The organism is Collinsella sp. LCP19S3_H3 (assembly GCF_052119145.1).
Lineage (GTDB): Bacteria > Actinomycetota > Coriobacteriia > Coriobacteriales > Coriobacteriaceae > Collinsella.
The window spans coordinates 1-17243 of record NZ_JBQKFW010000001.1; the positions used below are offsets into that span (position 1 = coordinate 1).

The 17243-nt window shown below is 58.1% G+C and carries 18 protein-coding genes and 1 pseudogene; 12 read left to right on the forward strand and 7 right to left on the reverse strand.

Annotated features, from left to right (window positions below; genetic code table 11):
* Positions 1-94 precede the first annotated feature (94 nt).
* On the reverse strand, positions 95-709 hold the full coding sequence (locus tag ACTQZF_RS00005) for a hypothetical protein (RefSeq protein WP_441554188.1): 615 nt from the start codon (positions 707-709) through the stop codon (positions 95-97).
* A gap of 149 nt (positions 710-858) precedes the next feature.
* A pseudogene (locus ACTQZF_RS00010) lies at positions 859-1614 on the reverse strand (IS256 family transposase); the annotation flags it as partial.
* 315 nt (positions 1615-1929) lie between these two features.
* Between ACTQZF_RS00010 and ACTQZF_RS00015 the strand changes: the two are divergent.
* Positions 1930-2151 carry a double zinc ribbon domain-containing protein gene (locus ACTQZF_RS00015; protein WP_441055828.1) on the forward strand — a complete coding sequence of 74 codons (222 nt, stop codon included), beginning with the start codon at positions 1930-1932 and terminating at the stop codon, positions 2149-2151.
* Positions 2152-2161: 10 nt separating this feature from the next.
* Here ACTQZF_RS00015 and ACTQZF_RS00020 read toward each other — a convergent pair whose 3' ends face one another.
* A complete protein-coding gene (locus tag ACTQZF_RS00020; protein ID WP_441554189.1) occupies positions 2162-2653 on the reverse strand; it encodes a Crp/Fnr family transcriptional regulator in 492 nt (163 codons plus the stop codon).
* A gap of 552 nt (positions 2654-3205) precedes the next feature.
* Here ACTQZF_RS00020 and ACTQZF_RS00025 point away from each other — a divergent pair.
* The 11 genes from ACTQZF_RS00025 (at position 3206) to ACTQZF_RS00075 (ending at position 12251) form a co-directional block, all read left to right on the forward strand.
* A complete protein-coding gene (locus ACTQZF_RS00025) occupies positions 3206-4672 on the forward strand; it encodes an ATP-binding protein (protein ID WP_441554190.1) in 1467 nt (488 codons plus the stop codon).
* A 265-nt stretch (positions 4673-4937) separates the two neighbouring features.
* Entirely contained in the window at positions 4938-5282 is a 345-nt protein-coding gene (locus tag ACTQZF_RS00030) for a type II toxin-antitoxin system RelB/DinJ family antitoxin (RefSeq protein WP_441554191.1), read from the forward strand.
* Positions 5279-5746 (forward strand): PIN domain-containing protein, encoded by a 468-nt coding sequence (locus ACTQZF_RS00035; protein WP_229770654.1) that lies wholly within the window; start codon positions 5279-5281, stop codon positions 5744-5746. The genes ACTQZF_RS00030 and ACTQZF_RS00035 overlap by 4 nt, the downstream gene beginning before the upstream one ends.
* A 65-nt stretch (positions 5747-5811) precedes the next feature.
* Positions 5812-6279 carry a PTS sugar transporter subunit IIA gene (locus ACTQZF_RS00040; protein WP_441015250.1) on the forward strand — a complete coding sequence of 156 codons (468 nt, stop codon included), beginning with the start codon at positions 5812-5814 and terminating at the stop codon, positions 6277-6279.
* Between the two features lie 179 nt (positions 6280-6458).
* Entirely contained in the window at positions 6459-7682 is a 1224-nt protein-coding gene (locus ACTQZF_RS00045) for a peptidylprolyl isomerase (RefSeq protein WP_441554192.1), read from the forward strand.
* A gap of 54 nt (positions 7683-7736) precedes the next feature.
* On the forward strand, positions 7737-8180 hold the full coding sequence (locus ACTQZF_RS00050; protein ID WP_427717979.1) for a GatB/YqeY domain-containing protein: 444 nt from the start codon (positions 7737-7739) through the stop codon (positions 8178-8180).
* A gap of 244 nt (positions 8181-8424) precedes the next feature.
* Positions 8425-9156, forward strand: a complete 732-nt coding sequence (locus tag ACTQZF_RS00055) for an amino acid ABC transporter ATP-binding protein (RefSeq protein ID WP_055251548.1) — start codon at positions 8425-8427, stop codon at positions 9154-9156.
* Positions 9157-9164: 8 nt separating this feature from the next.
* A complete protein-coding gene (locus ACTQZF_RS00060; RefSeq protein ID WP_441538476.1) occupies positions 9165-10040 on the forward strand; it encodes a transporter substrate-binding domain-containing protein in 876 nt (291 codons plus the stop codon).
* Positions 10041-10065: 25 nt separating this feature from the next.
* Positions 10066-10812 carry an amino acid ABC transporter permease gene (locus tag ACTQZF_RS00065; protein WP_441554193.1) on the forward strand — a complete coding sequence of 249 codons (747 nt, stop codon included), beginning with the start codon at positions 10066-10068 and terminating at the stop codon, positions 10810-10812.
* Between the two features lie 3 nt (positions 10813-10815).
* Positions 10816-11454, forward strand: a complete 639-nt coding sequence (locus ACTQZF_RS00070; RefSeq protein WP_055285379.1) for an amino acid ABC transporter permease — start codon at positions 10816-10818, stop codon at positions 11452-11454.
* A gap of 173 nt (positions 11455-11627) precedes the next feature.
* Entirely contained in the window at positions 11628-12251 is a 624-nt protein-coding gene (locus ACTQZF_RS00075) for an AAA family ATPase (protein WP_427717988.1), read from the forward strand.
* Positions 12252-12378: 127 nt separating this feature from the next.
* Here ACTQZF_RS00075 and gltA read toward each other — a convergent pair whose 3' ends face one another.
* The 4 genes from gltA to ACTQZF_RS00095 all read right to left on the reverse strand — a co-directional run bounded on the left by gltA (position 12379) and on the right by ACTQZF_RS00095 (position 17083).
* Positions 12379-13788 carry an NADPH-dependent glutamate synthase gene (gene gltA, locus ACTQZF_RS00080; RefSeq protein WP_441554194.1) on the reverse strand — a complete coding sequence of 470 codons (1410 nt, stop codon included), beginning with the start codon at positions 13786-13788 and terminating at the stop codon, positions 12379-12381.
* Entirely contained in the window at positions 13779-14618 is an 840-nt protein-coding gene (locus ACTQZF_RS00085) for a sulfide/dihydroorotate dehydrogenase-like FAD/NAD-binding protein (protein WP_006235793.1), read from the reverse strand. The genes gltA and ACTQZF_RS00085 overlap by 10 nt, the downstream gene beginning before the upstream one ends.
* Before the next feature lie 359 nt (positions 14619-14977).
* Positions 14978-15607: an aminoacyl-tRNA hydrolase gene (gene pth / locus ACTQZF_RS00090; RefSeq protein ID WP_427717993.1), complete on the reverse strand. Its 630-nt coding sequence runs from the start codon at positions 15605-15607 to the stop codon at positions 14978-14980.
* A gap of 348 nt (positions 15608-15955) precedes the next feature.
* On the reverse strand, positions 15956-17083 hold the full coding sequence (locus ACTQZF_RS00095) for a hypothetical protein (protein WP_441554195.1): 1128 nt from the start codon (positions 17081-17083) through the stop codon (positions 15956-15958).
* Positions 17084-17243 lie beyond the last annotated feature (160 nt).

A 17243-nucleotide genomic window follows, 5' to 3' on the forward strand; every position in this document is an offset into this window, starting at 1 on the left:
ACCTTCGTTGGCGCGGTTGGGCAAAATGCGTTGGCGCTGTTGGCACATCTATCTTGGTGCTATTGGATTTTTACGTTGGTGTAACTGGCCCTTTTTATATTGGCATTAACATCACCAGGCACGACATGTTGTCCGTGATGCACTCCTCCGGGACGCCGCCGAGGCGGGTGAAGGTGGCGAGCAGGCAGGACGGCAGGTCGTCGAGCGTGCGGCTCCTGACCGGTATGAAGCGGTGCTTCCGGGAGTAGCCGAGCGTCGCGGTGAACACGCTGAACTCGAAGACCTCGCCCTCCGAGTCGACGAGCCTCATGTCCTCCTTCCAGTCGAACTGCAGCTGCCTGCCCGGGGGCGTCTCGAACCGCGGGTGCGGCTCGCGGCCGCCCGCGCCCCCGAAGGGCACGTCGCGGGCCCGGCACCACGCGGTGAAGGCGCCGTACCCGGGCAGCCCCTCCCCGCGGCCCTCGCGCAGGAACGCGTACACGGCCATCTTGGTCATCCCGGGCAGCTGGGCCTTCGCGCGGATCACCTCCTCGAGCGGGTCGAAGGCGCTGCCCCTCGCGGACCTCCCGTCGGCGGCGGACTCGCCCTCCCGCCAGTACTTGGCGACCGTGTGCCGGTCCATGCCGTGCCTCCTCGCGATCTCGCTGAAGTTCGGCTTCGCGCCGGACCACCTGTAGACGTTCAGTTCTCCCATTACGTTTCGCTCCATATCCCGCTCCTCCCGGGTCGGATACCCGATCGGAGCATAGTTCCGTTAGCGCAGTTGGTGAAAGTACGTTAGCGGGGTCGGCGAAAGCGCGTTAGCGCATTCGGCGAGATGCGTTTGCGAAAGTGGTCAATTTTAGATTAGCGCTAACAGTGGACCGCGCAGCGCTGCCACGCGGCGCCCTGGAAGACCTCGCCGAGCGCCCGGACGAGCCCCGGGTGGGCGTCCGAGACGACGAGCCGCACGCCCGCCGCCCCGCGCGAGCGGATAGCCCGCAGGAAGGCGAGCCACGAGTCGTAAGACTCGGTGTCAACCACGTCGACACCAAGGACGCGCCTCCAGCCGCCCGCATCGCAGCCGATGGCGGTGACCACGGCGGTGGAGGCGACGCGCCCCTCGCGGCGGCACTTGACGTAGGTCGCGTCGAGCCAGACGTAGGGCACCGGCGAGCCGTCGAGCGGCCTTCCGCACAGATCCTCGATGTCTGCGTCCAGGCTCGAGGCGATTGCGCTCACCTGGTCCTTCGAGAGCCTGGAGACGCCCATCTTCTCGGCCACCCTCTGCACCTTGCGGGTGCTCGTGCCCGTGGCGTACATCTCGGCGACGGCGGCAACGAGGGCGCGGTCGACGCGCCGGTGGCGCTCGAGCACGTCCTCCGGGAAGAAGCTGCCGGAGCGCAGCTTGGGGATGCGCAGCGTCAGCGTGCCGACGCAGGTGGCGAGCGACCTCTCGCGGTAGCCGTTTCGGCTGTTCGCCCCGCCACCGCAGAGCTGGTCGGCCTCGGCGTCCATCACGGCGTTCACGACCTGCTCGGCGAGTCTGCGAAGCAGCTCCTGCATATCGATGGCGCCGTCGTCGAAACGGGGCATTGCGAGCATGTCCGGCGTCGGGTCTGATAAGATTTCCATAGCGGTCTTCGTCCTTTCCTAGAACCTGTTGTTGTGGTGATTTCAGATTCTAGGACGAAGGCCGTTCTTCGTTAAACGGGCGCTAGGGCGTCAACCTTACACCAACATTTTCGACGCGATCGACTTGAAGATGACTATCAGGTTCTAGTGGATGCATTATGCGACGATATCATTAAAAGCGAAGGTGAAGATGAAATACGGTCGAGTATTGAGCAGCGAACTGACGTGCTGATAGACATCAAGGAGAGTCAGCGCCTCTGCTATGTCCAAATTGAAGATTTGATACCTAGGCGTCATCCCCACACGGTCCCTCCGATGGAAAAACGTCCCAATTGCTGCGATGAAATCGAGTGTGAATGCTGCGGCACTAAAAACGAGATAGATGTTCAATTCTGTACAAATTGCGCTAGTCCTATTGATATTGGCGACATATGGAGTTATTGCAAGAAGTGTAGGGTTGCATACAGTAGAGAGATCAACTTTTGTCCTGAATGCGGCTCAGCAATAACCGTTGAGATTAAACGTAAAAGGAAATAGCGTCTCGTTGCTATATGCTTGCCCTTACGCGTGAAAGCGTAATTGGTGACATGCCCAAAAATGATGAGATGCGCGAATGGGGGACCCTGTCGATAACCCCCGGATACTCCTCGAGAAACCATTTGTAGCGGTCACGAGCTGGTAGCAGCCTAAGCGCGGATTCGGTTTTATAATGATCGTGCCAAGCCCTTGATAGATATCGGTTAATGAGAGTTGCAAGTCCTGGATTATATTGGGCTTTATTTTGAACATCGCTTATCTCAAGAAGAACGAGCGTGCAGTCTGTTAAAGCTTCAATATAAGTCGGGGATGGAATGTCAAACTCGGGGCTAGGCATTACAGGCATGCCCGGCTCCGCCATTATGCAGTCAGTGATTTCCGAACCATCGCTTTGTAGAGAATACGAACAGGCTACCCCCTGTTTTAAAAAGTAAAACCATTTTTGTTGGGTACCCATTTCAAGGATAATTTCCCTTTTTTGAAATTGCTGGATTGAAGCCATTGCTACTAGCTCGGTTAATAGGTTTTGGTTGTCGCACGGGACGTACTGACAGAAAAAATTCGGATCTAGGGACACAGAATCGCTCCAACGGGCACATATCGTTAACAAATGCTAACCAAGAATAAGATATGCCATTGGGGGAGGGCATTATCAAATGCTAATGAGATTCTGGCTTTTTCGGAAATTTCAGAAATACATAAAAATGGAGTACCGCTACGCCACTATTTGCCAGCTGTGATTATCGTTGCTGTGCCGCTGCCGCCCGATTTGTTCGAAGGACATGATGCTGGATAAGGACAACGCCCATTTACTTGGCGATAGTTGCTGGTTTAATTACATTCCCTGCTGTTTGAGTTTCTTTTGACACCGGGGCATCTCTTCTTGCCTGTCAATTACAGTAGTCGACTCTTTCGCAGAGAACAAAGCTTCCGGCATTGAGATTATCTGGGAAAACGATCAGAAAACTTTGCCTTCAGCTTCAAATTGCGCACAATTCTATTTATCATCTATTTAACATCTTGTTATCAAAATGGGCACAAGGAGGCAGGCTCAATGGGTGAAGCAGATGGCATGGAGCTGATTTATTCACTTATCGGCTATCCCGATGAAACCGAGTGGCTTGAGTTTAAAGAGGGTAATAGCGACCCCGTTAGAACGGGGCGTGACATCTCGGCGCTTGCTAATGCTGCAGCTTACTGCGGCCGTGCATATGCCTATAAGATCTGGGGCGTGAGTGACGATACTCATGAGCTCGTGGGCACCCAGTTCAGCCCATATCACGCAAAGGGCAAGGGAAACCAAGAGCTTCTGATGTGGCTCAAGATTGCGCTCTCAAACAATGCGAATTACGAGTTTGCGGTTATTGATCATGAGACAAAGCGCTTTGTGGTGTTGAAAGTGCACGCCGCGAACGCTCAGCCGGTCTATTTTGATAAGACCGCTTACATCCGAGAGGGATCTTCGACGGCAGAACTGCTTCCCGGTAGCGCGCGAGAGGCGGAGCTCTGGCGTCGCTTGCAGGCGGGGAACGCGGAGCTTGCTGTAGTTGGGAGAGATCTGACATCTCAAGAGGTCGCCGAGATCCTGGATATTGATGCATATTTTGAGCTGTGCAGATTGAGGAGGCCCGTCAATCTGGACGGAGTGACTCTTGCTCTCTGTGAGCAAGAGTTGATTCATCGCCAAGACAACGGCCGTTATAGCATGACGCGGCTGGGGGTGCTTCTGGTGGGAAAGAGGCTCTCTCGCTATCCGGAGCTCAGAAAACGCATGCTGCGAATTGTGCGATATGCGGGAAAAGGCAGCTTTGACATTGTTGGTGATACTGAAATCGATAAGGGTTACGCTTTAGCGCTTCCGCAGGCTGAGCAATTGATCATGTCGATGATTCCGGCTGTTGAGACGTTGGATGGTGCATTTCGACGCATCCAGACGGCCTACCCCCAAAGGGCGATTCGCGAACTACTATCAAATGCCGTGATCCATCAAGACATTGCTGACAACACGGCGGGGCCTCTTGTTGCGATTTACGACAATCGCATTGAGTTTTCCAATCCCGGGACAACCCTTATTCCGGCAGAACGCGTGCTCAACGCGCAGCCGAAAACGCGCAATTCGATGATGGCGTGCCTCATGCGCCAAATGGATCTTTGCGAAGAAGGCGGTACGGGCTGGGATTTAATTGTCGATTCACTTGAAAAGGCGGGTATGCCTTCACCGGTCATCAAGAGTGAGGGCGGGCTGGGAACGCTCGTGACGCTCTATTGCGATTGCCCATATACTCGAATGAAAAAAAGCGAACGAAAAAATGCTGTGTACTGGCATGCTTGTCTTTTGTACGCCCAAGGCGAGTCGATGAGCAATCAGTCGTTGCGAGAACGTTTCGGACTTTCCGATGAAAAGAAAAACACGGTGGCGATGTCTCGTCTAATCAGAGAGTGCCTAGAAGAGGCATTGATAAAGGAAGAGGACGAGGATGCGGGTGCCAAATATCGAAGGTATATTCCGTATTGGGCCTAAAGGTCAGAAGTGGGAAAATGAGACAGCTTGTGTTTGTTAATGACGAAGCGCTGTTGTGACTTAACTATCAAAAAGCTGATTGGGGCATATGGAATCACATGTGCCCCAATCAGCTTAATACCTCTTTGATTTTGGGCTCTGGATAACGTGACGGGCACCATTCCCATTCCAAGAAATCCGATAGGGCCTCGTCTGTGTGTGGGCGGGGCCCTTTTGCGTGGCCTTTTATGTTTGCTATACTGCTATCAAGTAGAGAGGAGCCGCTATGGGTACAGCAACGGTGCAGCTCAACACACGAATCGATCCTATGCTCAAGGCTGGTGGCGATGCGGTCCTGACACGCAATGGATTGGGGCCGAGCGATGCCGTTCGTGCGCTTTGGGCCTATCTTGTCGAGCATCAAGCGTTGCCGGGATTTATGGTGACGGATAAGCGCGAGGCACCCCGCGCGGAGAGCCTGGCTGAGCAGGGGTGTGGCCTAGCTTTTTCATCGCTGGGGCTAAGTGCTTCGGATTTTGCGCCAGTTGGATCATCTGCGGAAGACTGGGACGCCGTACGAGATGATATGTATGACACGATGATTGCCGATATTGAGGCGAATTGTCGATGATCGAGGCAAAGCATCTCTTGGTAGATACGAACGTTTGGCTCGATTATTACCTGCAAGAGGGGGCGTTCGACGAAGCGAAGAGATTAGTTGAACTGGCCGAGGCGGGAAAGATTGACCTTCTGTACACGCCCACGACGGCAAAGGATGTGTTCTATATCCTGCCTCGGCGTCTGGCCCGGCGGAATGCGAATGGGATTAACATGTCGTTTGCCTCGGCGTCATGGGCCTGCATCGAGCATATGATGCAGGTGGCAACTGCCTCTCCGCTTTCGTTGGCAGAGTGCGAGATGGCGCGCATGCTTGGCAAGCGCATGCCGGATCTCGAAGACAACCTCATCATCGCTTCGGGCGAGACGGCAGATGTTGACTACGTGGTCACGAGCGACCGGCGCATGCTGGAGGCGATGCCCGAGGTGTGCTTGACGCCTGCCCGCGCACTCGAGATGATTGGGATCCTCGGCTAACCTTGCCTGTCTGGTTTCGCTATCATATGGGGCATTGTGAACCTCATGCAACTTTGGAGGACGGTATGGCGGATAACGCCGAGATGCTATTCGCGCCTGAGCTGGTGTTTTTTGATTGGGAGTGCGCGACGCCGGATGAGGTGTTTGCGCGACTCGAGGGCGAGCTTGCTCCGCACGGCTACATTGCGTCCGGCTGGCTCGATGCCGTCCGTACGCGCGAGGACATCTATCCCACGGGCCTCGCCATGCCGGCGGCCAATATTGCCATTCCGCATACCGATCCGGGGTTTGTGGCTAAGCCCTATATCGCGGTGATGAAGCCCTCCGCGCCCGTGACGTTCAATGCTATGGCGGGCATGGGTGCCCCCGTGCCGGCGCAGATCATCATCAATCTGGGTATTGCCGAGCCGGGCGGCCAGGTCGAGGCCCTGCAAGCGCTTATGAATATCTTTATGGATGCTGACGCCGCAGCCGACGTGCTCGGTCAGACCTCATCCCAGGGCATGGTCGACGCCATCCGCCGCCACTTCTAGGGCCGGCATTTGGGGGCTGTCCCTAACTGCCGGCAGAAAAGGAGCGTCCCCAGCTGTCGGAGCTGTCCCCTTTGCACCAAAATGGTGCAGATTGACCTGTCTCCCATGCACCAGGTGTGCCGCGGAGCTGCGTTGTGACACAATGACGTTTGTTCGATTCGTGATGCGAAAGGCCAACTATGGCAAATAAGAAAAAGAACTCCGAGGCCGCGCCGACGCCCGAGCAGCAGGCCCGCGCCGCCTCCAGCTCTCGCAAGAAGCAGCGCAAGACGTACGTGTCTAAGACCGTCAAGATCGTCCTGGTGGTTATCGGCGTGCTGGCGATGCTGCTTTCCGTCTCGGCCATGGCGTGCTCCGGTTTGATGTCGCAGACCGAGAACAATAACTCGGGTTACAAACTGACCGGCGGCGTGGCTGCTACTATCAACGGCACCAACCTCACCGAGGACACCGTGACCAAGCAGATCATGAGCATGCGCACGTCCTACGGCTATACCAAGGACAAGGATTGGGCGCAGTACCTGGTCAATAACGACCTGACGCCCAAGAAGTACCGCAAACAGCTCATCGATTCCTATACGCAGCAGATTCTGCTCCAGCAGGCGCAGAAGGAGAACGGCGTGACGGTTTCGGACGAGGAAGTAGAGAAGGCTTGGAAGGACGCCTGCAAGAGCGCGGGCGGCGCCAAGACCTTTAAGGAGACCCTTAAGACCTACGGCTATACCGAGGACACCTACAAGGATTCGCTCAAGGAGAGCCTGGCGCAGCAGAAGCTTAAGGATGCCGTTGCTCCCACCAGCAAGCCCAAGGACAGCGAGATTGTCGATTACATTAACGAGAACCTGTCTAACTACAACGATGCCCGCCGCTCGTCGAACATCCTGATCAAGGTTGATTCCGACGCTTCCGACGAGGACAAGGCCGCCGCCAAGGCCAAGGCGCAGGAGTGCCTGGATAAGATCAACTCCGGCGAGCTGAGCTTTGAGGATGCCGTGAAGCAGTATTCCGACGACACCGGTTCCAAGGAGAAGAAGGGTGACGTGGGCTGGGATAAGCTCACCACCTTTGTCGACAGCTACCAGACGGCGCTCGAGGGCCTTAACAAGGGCGATGTGAGCGACGTGGTCGAGTCGACGTATGGCTACCACATCATCAAGTGCACCGACTACTTCCATGTCGATGGCCAGGTCGATGACATCAATCAGGTGCCCAAGGCTATTAAGAAGTACGTTTCCAATGTGGTGAAGACCCAGGCATCGGGCACGGCATACAACGAGTGGCTGGAGAAGTACACGAAGGATGCCGACATTACCGTCAACCCCATGCCCAAGGACGTGCCCTATAACGTGAGCCTGAAGGGCGTCACCAAGAGCTCGACCGACGATTCGTCGACGACTGAGTAATCAAGGGGCGGTGCTCGTGCGAGTGCCGCCCATGTTATTGAGGAGGATTTGCAGATGACCAACGAAGAGCTGCAGCAGGAAATGATTGCCGCCATGAAGGCCAAGGACAAGGTTCGCCTGTCTATCATTCGCCAGGTCAAGGCCGAGGTTAAGAACATCGAGGTCAACGAGCGCCGCGACGTGACCGAGGAAGACGTCAACAGCATGATCAAGCGCCTGATTAAGCAGACAAGCGAGACGTTGGAGATGTCCATCAAGGCCGGTACCGATCAAGATCGTACCGACAACCTGACCGAGCAGGTCAAGATTCTGGAGAGCCTGCTGCCCGCCCAGGTTTCGGGCGAGGAGCTCGAGGCGCTGATTGAGCAGGTCATCGCCGAGCTGGGCGCCACGTCCAAGAAGCAGATGGGCCAGGTTATGGGGGCGCTCGGCAAGGCCACCGGCGGCAACTTCGATAAGCCGGCCGCGGCAAAGATCGTCGGCGGCAAACTCGTGTAGGGTCGAGCGGTACATAGTTGGTGTTGAGGGGCGTGACCATTGCGGTCGCGCCCCTTTTTTGTTGGCCGATGAAGGGCGCCTCCCTTGGCTGGTCATTGGGCACTCATTGGGTACTCATTTAAGTCTGTCCCCAATGAGTGGGTGGAAGGTTGCGGGTTCTTTACGGGAATGTAGTGTGGGCTGCGGAAACGTGGTTCTTTCCGTAAAATAGAGCAATTCGTGTAAGCGCAGGGAAGGGATATTCATGGCAGACATGATCGAGATCAAGCATCTCAACAAGTACTTTGGCGACCTGCATGTGCTCAAAGATATCAACCTCACCGTCAAGCGCGGCGAGAAGCTCGTAATGATCGGGCCTTCCGGCTCGGGCAAGTCCACGCTCATCCGTTGCGTCGATTATCTGGAGGAGCCCACGTCGGGCGAGGTCATCATCGACGGTACGCCGCTCACCAAGAAGAATCATCTGGAGATGGCTCGCAAGTACAGCTCCATGGTGTTTCAGCAGTTCAACCTATATCCCAACATGACGGTGCTGGGCAACCTGACGCTCGCGCCCATCAAGCTGCAAAAGAAGAGTAAGGAGGAGGCGACCGAGATCGCCATCGCCGCGCTCAAGCGCGTCGGCATGGCGCATAAGGCCGGCGAGTACCCGCAGAACCTCTCGGGCGGTCAGCAGCAGCGCATCGCCATTGCCCGTGCCCTGTGCACCAAGCAGCCCATCATCCTGTTTGACGAGCCGACCTCGGCACTCGACCCCGAGATGGTCCAGGAAGTCCTGGACGTTATGATCGAGCTCGCGCAGGAGGATATCACCATGATCTGCGTGACGCACGAGATGGGCTTTGCGCGCCAGGTGGCCGACCGCGTCATCTTTATGGAGGACGGCCGCATCCTGGAGGAGGGCACGCCCGAGCACTTCTTCGATAACCCCGAGAACCCGCGCTGCCGCGAGTTTCTGTCCAAGATTCTGCACTAGGCGCGGTGATGGATATGACGGATATGACGAGGGCGGCCGTGTCGCGCCGCCACTTTTTGCAGCTGGCGGGCGCCGGTATGCTCGCGCTGACGGGGACCGCGCTTACCGGTTGCGGCAACTCCACCGGCGGCGAGGACTCCGACAAGGGGTCTAAGCTTGCGGCCATCAAGTCGCGTGGCCATCTGAATGCCGGCGTTAAGAAGGACGTTCCTGGCTACGGCTATTACGACACCGCCAAGGGCCGCTTTGAGGGCATGGAGGTCGATTTGTGCTACCAGATCGCCGCTGCCGTCTTTGGCGTGAGCTACAAGGAGGCCCGTGCCCAGGAGCTTGTCGAGTTTACCGACGTAACGCCCAAGACGCGCGGCCCGCTGATCGATAACGGCCAGCTCGACGTGGTCGCGGCGACCTACACCATCACCGACGAGCGCAAGAAGAGCTGGGATTTCTCGACGCCGTACCGCACCGACTACGTGGGACTCATGGTCAAGAAGCGTTCGGGCTTTACCTCGATTGAGGACCTGGACGGCAAGGTCATTGGCGTGAGCCAGGGTGCCACCACGCAGGGCCTGATCGAGCAGATGATCAAGGACAACGGCTTTAGCTGCGAGCCCGAGTTTAGGGCCTTTAGCGGCTACCCCATCATCAAGAGTTCGCTCGATGCCGGCAACATCGACGTCTTTGCCATGGACCGCTCCACGCTGGCCGGTTACATGAACGAGACCGTTGAGCTGCTGCAACCCGAGGTCAAGTTTGGCGAGCAGGGCTACGGCGTGGCGACCAAGAAGGGCTGCGATCTTTCGGCCGTGGTCGATCAGGTGATATGCGATCGCCTGGCCGACGGCTGGCTCGACCAAGAGGTCAAGACCTGGGGTCTTGTATAGGCGCATCGTCCAAGGAAGGAATCAAATGCTCGAAGGATTGTTTGACGCCGACCGCTGGTCGACGACATTCCAAAACATGGGGCCCTTCTGGGAGGGCTTTGGCGTGACGATGCAGGTGGTCGTTGCCGGCCTGCTGCTGTCGCTGGTGTTGGGCACGCTGCTTGGCGTGTTCTCTACCACTCGTTCTCGCGTTCTGCGCGCCATAAGCCGCGTGTACGTGGAGTTTTACCAGAACACCCCGCTGCCCGTGCAGGTGCTCTTTATGTACATGGCCGGTCCGCAGTTTTTGCAGGCCATAACCGGTGCCGACCAGCCGGTGCGTATCGCGCCGTTTGTGCTGGGCTTCTTGGGCGTGGGCCTGTATCACGCTGCCTACATTTCGGAGGTCATCCGTACCGGTATCGAGGCCGTTCCGCGTGGCCAGATGGAGGCGGCCCAGAGCCAGGGCTTCACCCGTGCGCAGGCATACTGCTACATCGTGCTGCCCCAGACGTTCAAGATCATTCTGCCGCCGCTGTGTAACCAGGCACTCAACCTGGTCAAAAACACGTCGGCGCTGGCGCTTGTGGCCGGCGGCGACCTTATGTACCGTTCCGACAACTTTGTGAGTCTGTACGGTTACCTGCAGGGATACATCGTCTGCTGCCTTATGTATTTCATCATCTGCTTTCCGCTCGCCATGCTGGTGCAGTGGCTCGAGCGCCGCTCCAAGGAGCGCCCGCGCGGCGTGAGCCTGGCCGAGCTGGGGCTCGACAACGTAGAGGAGGCCTAGCGCATGGAAATCTTCAACGCGACCAACCTGCTCTACATTTGGGGCGGCTTTGTTAAGACGATCGAGATCTCGGCGCTGTCGATCTTTTTCTCGCTCATCTTTGGCACGGTGCTGGCGCTCGTTAAAAGCTACGCGCCCCGTCCATTCCGTATTTTGGTGAGCGCCTATATCGAGCTGTTCCGTTGCACGCCAAACTTGCTGTGGATCCTGTTTATCTACTTTACGGTGCAGGGTTTGGACATTGTGATTTCGACCATCGCCTTTACGCTGTTTACCAGCGCCGTTATGGCCGAGATTGTGCGCGGCGGCCTCAACTCGATTCCGCGCGGCCAGTTTGAGGCGGCGCAGAGCCAGGGCTTTGGCTTCTTTGCCACCATGCGCTACATCATTCTGCCGCAGACGTTTAAGACGATCATTCCGGCGCTGTTTAGCCAGTGCACGACCGTCATCAAGGACAGCTCGTATCTTTCGGGCATTAACGTGGCCGAGCTCATGTACACGGCAAACGTCGTGATGGCCCACGCGATCGACCTGTCGCAGGTGCTTATGCTCTACGGCCTGGTGTTTGCGATGTACTTTGTGCTCAACTTTGGTATCTCGCTGCTGGTGAGGGCATATCAACGTCGCATTGTGGCCGCATAGTCCTGCTTCCCCAAGCACGGCACCTTGCTCCTCAATCGTCGCTTGCGTACATTTAGTACGCGGCGCTCCTCTTTCGGGGCAATCTGCCGCACTTGGGAAACCAGGACGAAGGTGGGGGCAAAATGAATGTGACAAAGGGACTGTCCCTTTGTCACATAGAGAAAGGAATCGCGATGAGCGATCTGGAGAACAAGAAGAATCCTGTGGTCATTACCATCGCGCGCGACTTTGGCGCCGAGGGCCACGAGATTGGCCGCATGCTTGCCAACGAGTTGGGAATTCCGCTGTACGATAACGAGCTGCTGGTGCGTGCGTCGATGCGCGCGGGTGAGTCGCTCGATAAGATGGCCGCCTATGACGAGCGTCTGGCCGTGGAGAACATGGCGTTTCTGCCCGACCGCTACGATGCGCGTTCGTACTCGGACAAGTTGTTCCAAAAGATGAGTCAGGTGATTTTGGACCTGGGCGAGACCGAGAGCTGCATTATCGAAGGCCGCCTGTCCGATTACCTGCTGCGTAACAACCCCAATCACATTGCCGTGTTGGTGACCGCACCCTTTGAGGACCGCGTCGAGATCGTGCGCAAGAAGCGTGGGCTCAACAAAAAGAAGGGCGCCAAGCTGGTCAAGCAGCAGCAGAAGGCACGCGAGGCGTTCTATAAGCGCTACAGCGCCGGAAAGTGGAAGATGACGAGTGGCAAGGATATCGTCGTCAACCGCGCCAAGCTGGGCCGCGAGGGCTGCAAAGACGTCATAGCCGCTGCCTACCGCTACAAGGTGGCGCAGCTCGAAGGCTAGCCGACCAAAAGCCATCACAAAGGGGACAGGCACCTTTATGGTGATCGGGCGGCTGGCATAGAAAAAGTCCCCGCCGGGCGTGTGCCCGACGGGGACTTTGCCGTTTGGTGGCTAGCGCTGTAGGTGATTACTCACCCAGCAGGCTCTTGGTGATGGAAGCGGCGGCCTTCTTGCCGGCGCCCATCGCCAGAATGACCGTAGCGGCACCGGTGACGATGTCGCCGCCGGCCCAGATGCGGGGATCGGTGGTCTGGCCGGTCTCCTCGTCGGCGACGATGTAGCCCCACTTGTTGAGCTCCATCTTGCCGCCGATCTTGGCAGCGAAGGGGTTGGCGTTGGTACCGATAGCCGAGATCGCGACGTCGCAGGGGATCTCCTCGATGGCGCCCTCGATGGGCACCGGGCGACGACGGCCGGACTCGTCGGGCTCGCCGAGCTCCATCTTCTGGACCTTGACGGAGCACACGGAGCCGTCCTCGCCAGCGACAAACTCGAGCGGGGAGACGAGCGGCAGAACCTCGACGCCTTCGGCCTTGGCATGGTGCAGCTCGGCGCGGCGGCAGGGCATCTCGTCCTCGGTACGACGGTAGGCGATGATGGCGTGCTCGGCGCCCAGGCGCTTGGCGGTACGGACGGCGTCCATAGCCACGTTGCCGCCGCCAAAGACGACGACGTTCTTGCCATGCTTGGTGGGGGTGTCGTACTCGGGGAACTTGTTGGCCTTCATCAGGTTCACGCGGGTGAGGTACTCGTTAGCGAAGAAGACGTTGGGCAGGTTCTCGCCGGGGACGTTGAGGAACTTGGGCAGGCCAGCGCCGGTCGCCACGTAGATGGCGTCGAAGCCCTGCTCGAACAGCTCATCGGCCGTGGCCATGTTGCCCACGACGGAGTTGTACTCAAACTTGACGCCCATGTCCTCCAGACCGTCAATCTCGCGCTTGACGACTGCCTTGGGCAGACGGAACTCGGGGATGCCATAGACCAGCACGCCGCCGCCGGTGAAGAAGGCCTCAAAGACGGTGACGTCAAAGCCGTTACGGGCGAGCTCGCCGGCGCAGGTGATGCCGGACGGGCCGGAGCCGACGACGGCGACCTTCTTGCCGTTCTTGGGAGCCATCTTGGGCGTGGAAGCGAGCTCGGGGCGGTCACCCAGGAAGCGCTCGAGCTGGCCGATGGCCACGGGCTCGGACTTCTTACCACGGATGCACTTGCCCTCACACTGGTTCTCCTGCGGGCAGACGCGGCCGCAGATGGCGGGAAGCATGGAGTCCTCGCGGATGGTATCGAGGGCGCCGCCGAAGTCCTTCTCGCGGATTTGCTCGATAAAGCGGGGGATGTTGATGTTGACGGGGCAGCCCTCGACGCAGAACGGCTTCTTGCAGTTGAGGCAGCGCTCGGCCTCGGCCAGCGCCATCTCCTCGGTGAAGCCCTTGTCGACGGGGCGGAAGTCGCAGGCGCGCTCGGCAGCCGGCTCCTCGTTATCGGGGGTGCGGGGCGACTTCATATCGGCAACGAAACGACCGTTAACTAGTGGCATGCGCAGCTCTTTTCCTCATAGGCCTTGAGGGACTCGCCCTCTTCGGAACGGTAAGCGGCCTGGCGGGCACGAAGGTCATCCCAGTCGACCAGGGTGGCATCGAAGTCGGGGCCGTCGACGCAAGCGAACTTGGTCACGCCGCCCACCTCGACGCGGCAGCAGCCGCACATACCGGTGCCGTCAACCATGATGGGGTTGAGCGACGCGGTGATGGGGGTGTCGTACTTCTGGGCGGTGAGGGTCGAGAACTTCATCATCGGAACGGGGCCGACGCAGAAGACCTGGCTCACGGCCTTGTCCTGCAGCAGGCGCTCCAGCGGAGCGGTGACAACGCCCTGCTCGCCGTAGGAGCCGTCGTCGGTGGTGATGTGGATGTGGTCCTCGTCGAGGAGCTCGCGGAACTGGTCCTCCATGAGCAGGAGGTCCTTGGTGCGAGCGCCCATGATGGCGTGCACCTCGTGGCCGGTCTCGACCAGGTGCTTGGCGACCGGGAAGGCAATTGCCAGGCCGACGCCGCCGCCAATGACGGCGCAGGGGCCCTCGGCCATCTCGGTGGGAACGCCCAGCGGGCCCACGACGTCGCGCAGCGACTCGCCGGCCTCGTAGGTGGAAAGCATCTCGGTGGTCTTGCCGATCACCATGAAGATGAACTCGACCCAGCCCTCGTCACCGTTCCAGCCGGCCAGGGTAAACGGGACACGCTCGCCCGTCTCGTTGGCGCGAACCATGAGGAACTGTCCAGCGTGCGCATGCTTGGCGATTGCAGGCGCCTCGATGCGGAACTTGAACACCTTCTCCGAGAACTGCGTCTTCTCCAGGATCTTATACATAGAACCCCTCTCTTGTTAGGGCAACCGAACCGTGCCTCCACGGAAATGGACGGCAGCCCGAATAAAACCGTACGCGCACAGGCGTTGTGCAGACATACGGTGCAAATTATACCCTCATGGACATGTTGCTTGCGTGTATCTTTGGCAGGCGGGAAAAGTGATCTAGCACAAAGAGACAGGTTTATTTTGGCGGGTTTTATCAGATAAAACGACAAAAGGGGCCGGCCTTGCACATCGGTGAGGCCGACCCCTTTTAGGGCGTTGGGTATGTATGGCGGCACAGGGTTTATTGCGATGCGGCAGCTGCGGCGTTTTCGCATATAAAACCTGCCAAAATAAACATCCCTTTTTGGTAGGTTTTAGTGCTTGCCGTTGGCAGAGGCGGAGCCGTTGACGTGGTCGCGGGCATAGATTACGCCGTGCACAATCGCCAGGCCGGCGGCGTCGGCGGCGCGGGCGCAGGTGTCCTGGAAGTCCTCGGCCTCGCGGGCGCGCAGCTGCTTGAGCACGTAGTCGGCGACAGCCATCTTGCCGGGAGGGTTGCCGATGCCGGTGCGGATGCGGCTAAAGTCGCGGCTGCCCATCTTGTCGATGATGGAACGCAGGCCGTTGTGGCCGGCGTGGCCGCCGCCCACCTTGACGCGCACGTCGCCGGCGGGAATGTCGAGCTCATCGTGGATTACGAGCAGCTCTTCGGCCTTGATTTTGTACTCGCGGCAAAGCTTGGAGATGGGGCCGCCCGAGGTGTTCATGTACGACTGCGGCTTGACCAGCACAATCTGGCGCTTGCCGCCCTCTTCCTCTGGATCGTTGATGTTGATGAGCGCGACCTCGGCGCCGGCCTGGTTTTTCCAGTACGTGACGCCGGCCTGACGCGCCAGCTCGTCGATCGCCTTAAAGCCTGCGTTGTGGCGGGTCTCGGCATACTCATCGCCAGGGTTGCCAAGTCCGGCAACCATGCGAATCTTAAGCGGCTGTGCAGCTGCCATGTGCTTCCTTTCATCGATTTGTCGCCTGCTATGGTGAGCGACCCCGTTGCTGCTGTCAAATGGAGGGTGATTGAGGCTGCATGAGGGCGTTTGGACAGTCGTCGGAAGCCGGGATGGACAGTTAGTTCAGATTTGTATAAACCAAGAGATCTTTGACTGCCAAAATCGGGGCCACGGAACTGTCACGGCGCTTTGGGGAGCACAATTTGTGCTATTTCAGATCTTTTGAGTCTTCAAATGAGGTGATTGGCGCCGGGATGGCGGCAAACCATCTCGACATTAGCCGTCTGTTTATACAAATCTGAACTAACTGTCCAGCCATGCTCGGTAACACTGGGTAAAAGTCTTTTAGACCGGCGCGAGGCCGATTCCGGCCCGCAGGGTGTTGAGCCAGGCGGCCTGACGCTTGCGATAACCCTTGATGCGGTAGCGGAATCGAACTCCCGCAAGTCGATGCATCGTCTGGGCGAAGGCTTCGAGTGCAACAAGGTCCTTCATTTGGTCGCGATTGATAACCAGGACGTGGATACCCATGGCCTTAAGGCCATTGTTGCGATTGCCATCGTGGATGCGAGCGTTTTGAAGCTCATGTCCAATTCCGTTGTATTCGTTGTCGACTCCGGCGGCTGGACAATATAAGTCGCAGATGGCGTAAGGGATGCCCGAGGACATGTTGATCGCAAGGGTGTCGAAATCGACTCGATAGTTGAGCAGCAGGCCTCCCATGGGCAGGCTGCAACACCCGAATCCGCCAAAGCGCATGGGTGCGCCCAGGACGGCGAACATCAATGATTCCGCTGGGGATGCGGATCCGGCCCGGGCGAGTTTGATAGCTGTGCGAAACGAGGCGTAGGAACTACTTTTGGCAAACCGTGCGACCGCCTCGAGCTCTTCGATGGTTGTGGCGGGCTCGCATTTGTAGTGTGCCTGTTCGTAGCGGGTTTCGGATTGCTTTTCGGGTGTCGGTTGATCGCCCTGGCAATCGAGGTCGTCCATCGTTTCGAAGCTGTTGGCCTCGGGCCACGTGTCGTCGTAGGCGATGGGGTAAGTTGCTTCGGGCGGAAGTGAGTAGGTCCCGAGCAGTTCCATGAGAAGCATCAAGGTTTTGGCAACCGATTCATTTTTGGAACAAAGCATGGCCGTCATGGCGGGAGACGTTGCGTAGATGTCGGCTTCGATGTGCATGATCGCGCCCTGGGGGAGAGGGGCGGTGATGGTGTGCTGGAGGAGCCGTCCGTCGGGCCGTCTGTTGCTGCCGCTTGCAACAAAGAGGTCTAGACGCTCGGAGTCGTCTTCGCTCCAGGCGTCAAGTATTGCAAGGGCCGCAAAGTCTATGGCGTCCTTGTTCGGAACGCAACCTACGAGGGCTTGTGTCTGTTGCTCGTCATCGATGGCGTCCCAGGGAAGGGCGGAGTACGCCCGTCGAGCGCGGCGAATTGCGCGGAGGGCGGAGAGGTGTGAAATTACGGTTGTCATAGCTATAAGGTACTAAGCCGTTGGCGAAATGATATGGCCGTGCCGTTCTTTTCGCTCAAAGGGGCGTCGCGCGCCGCGGGCGGTAACGACATCATACGGAATGCCTTGGAAAAGTGGAGAATGGAGTGATGGGTTGGCCTTGGAGGCATCTACTGAGATG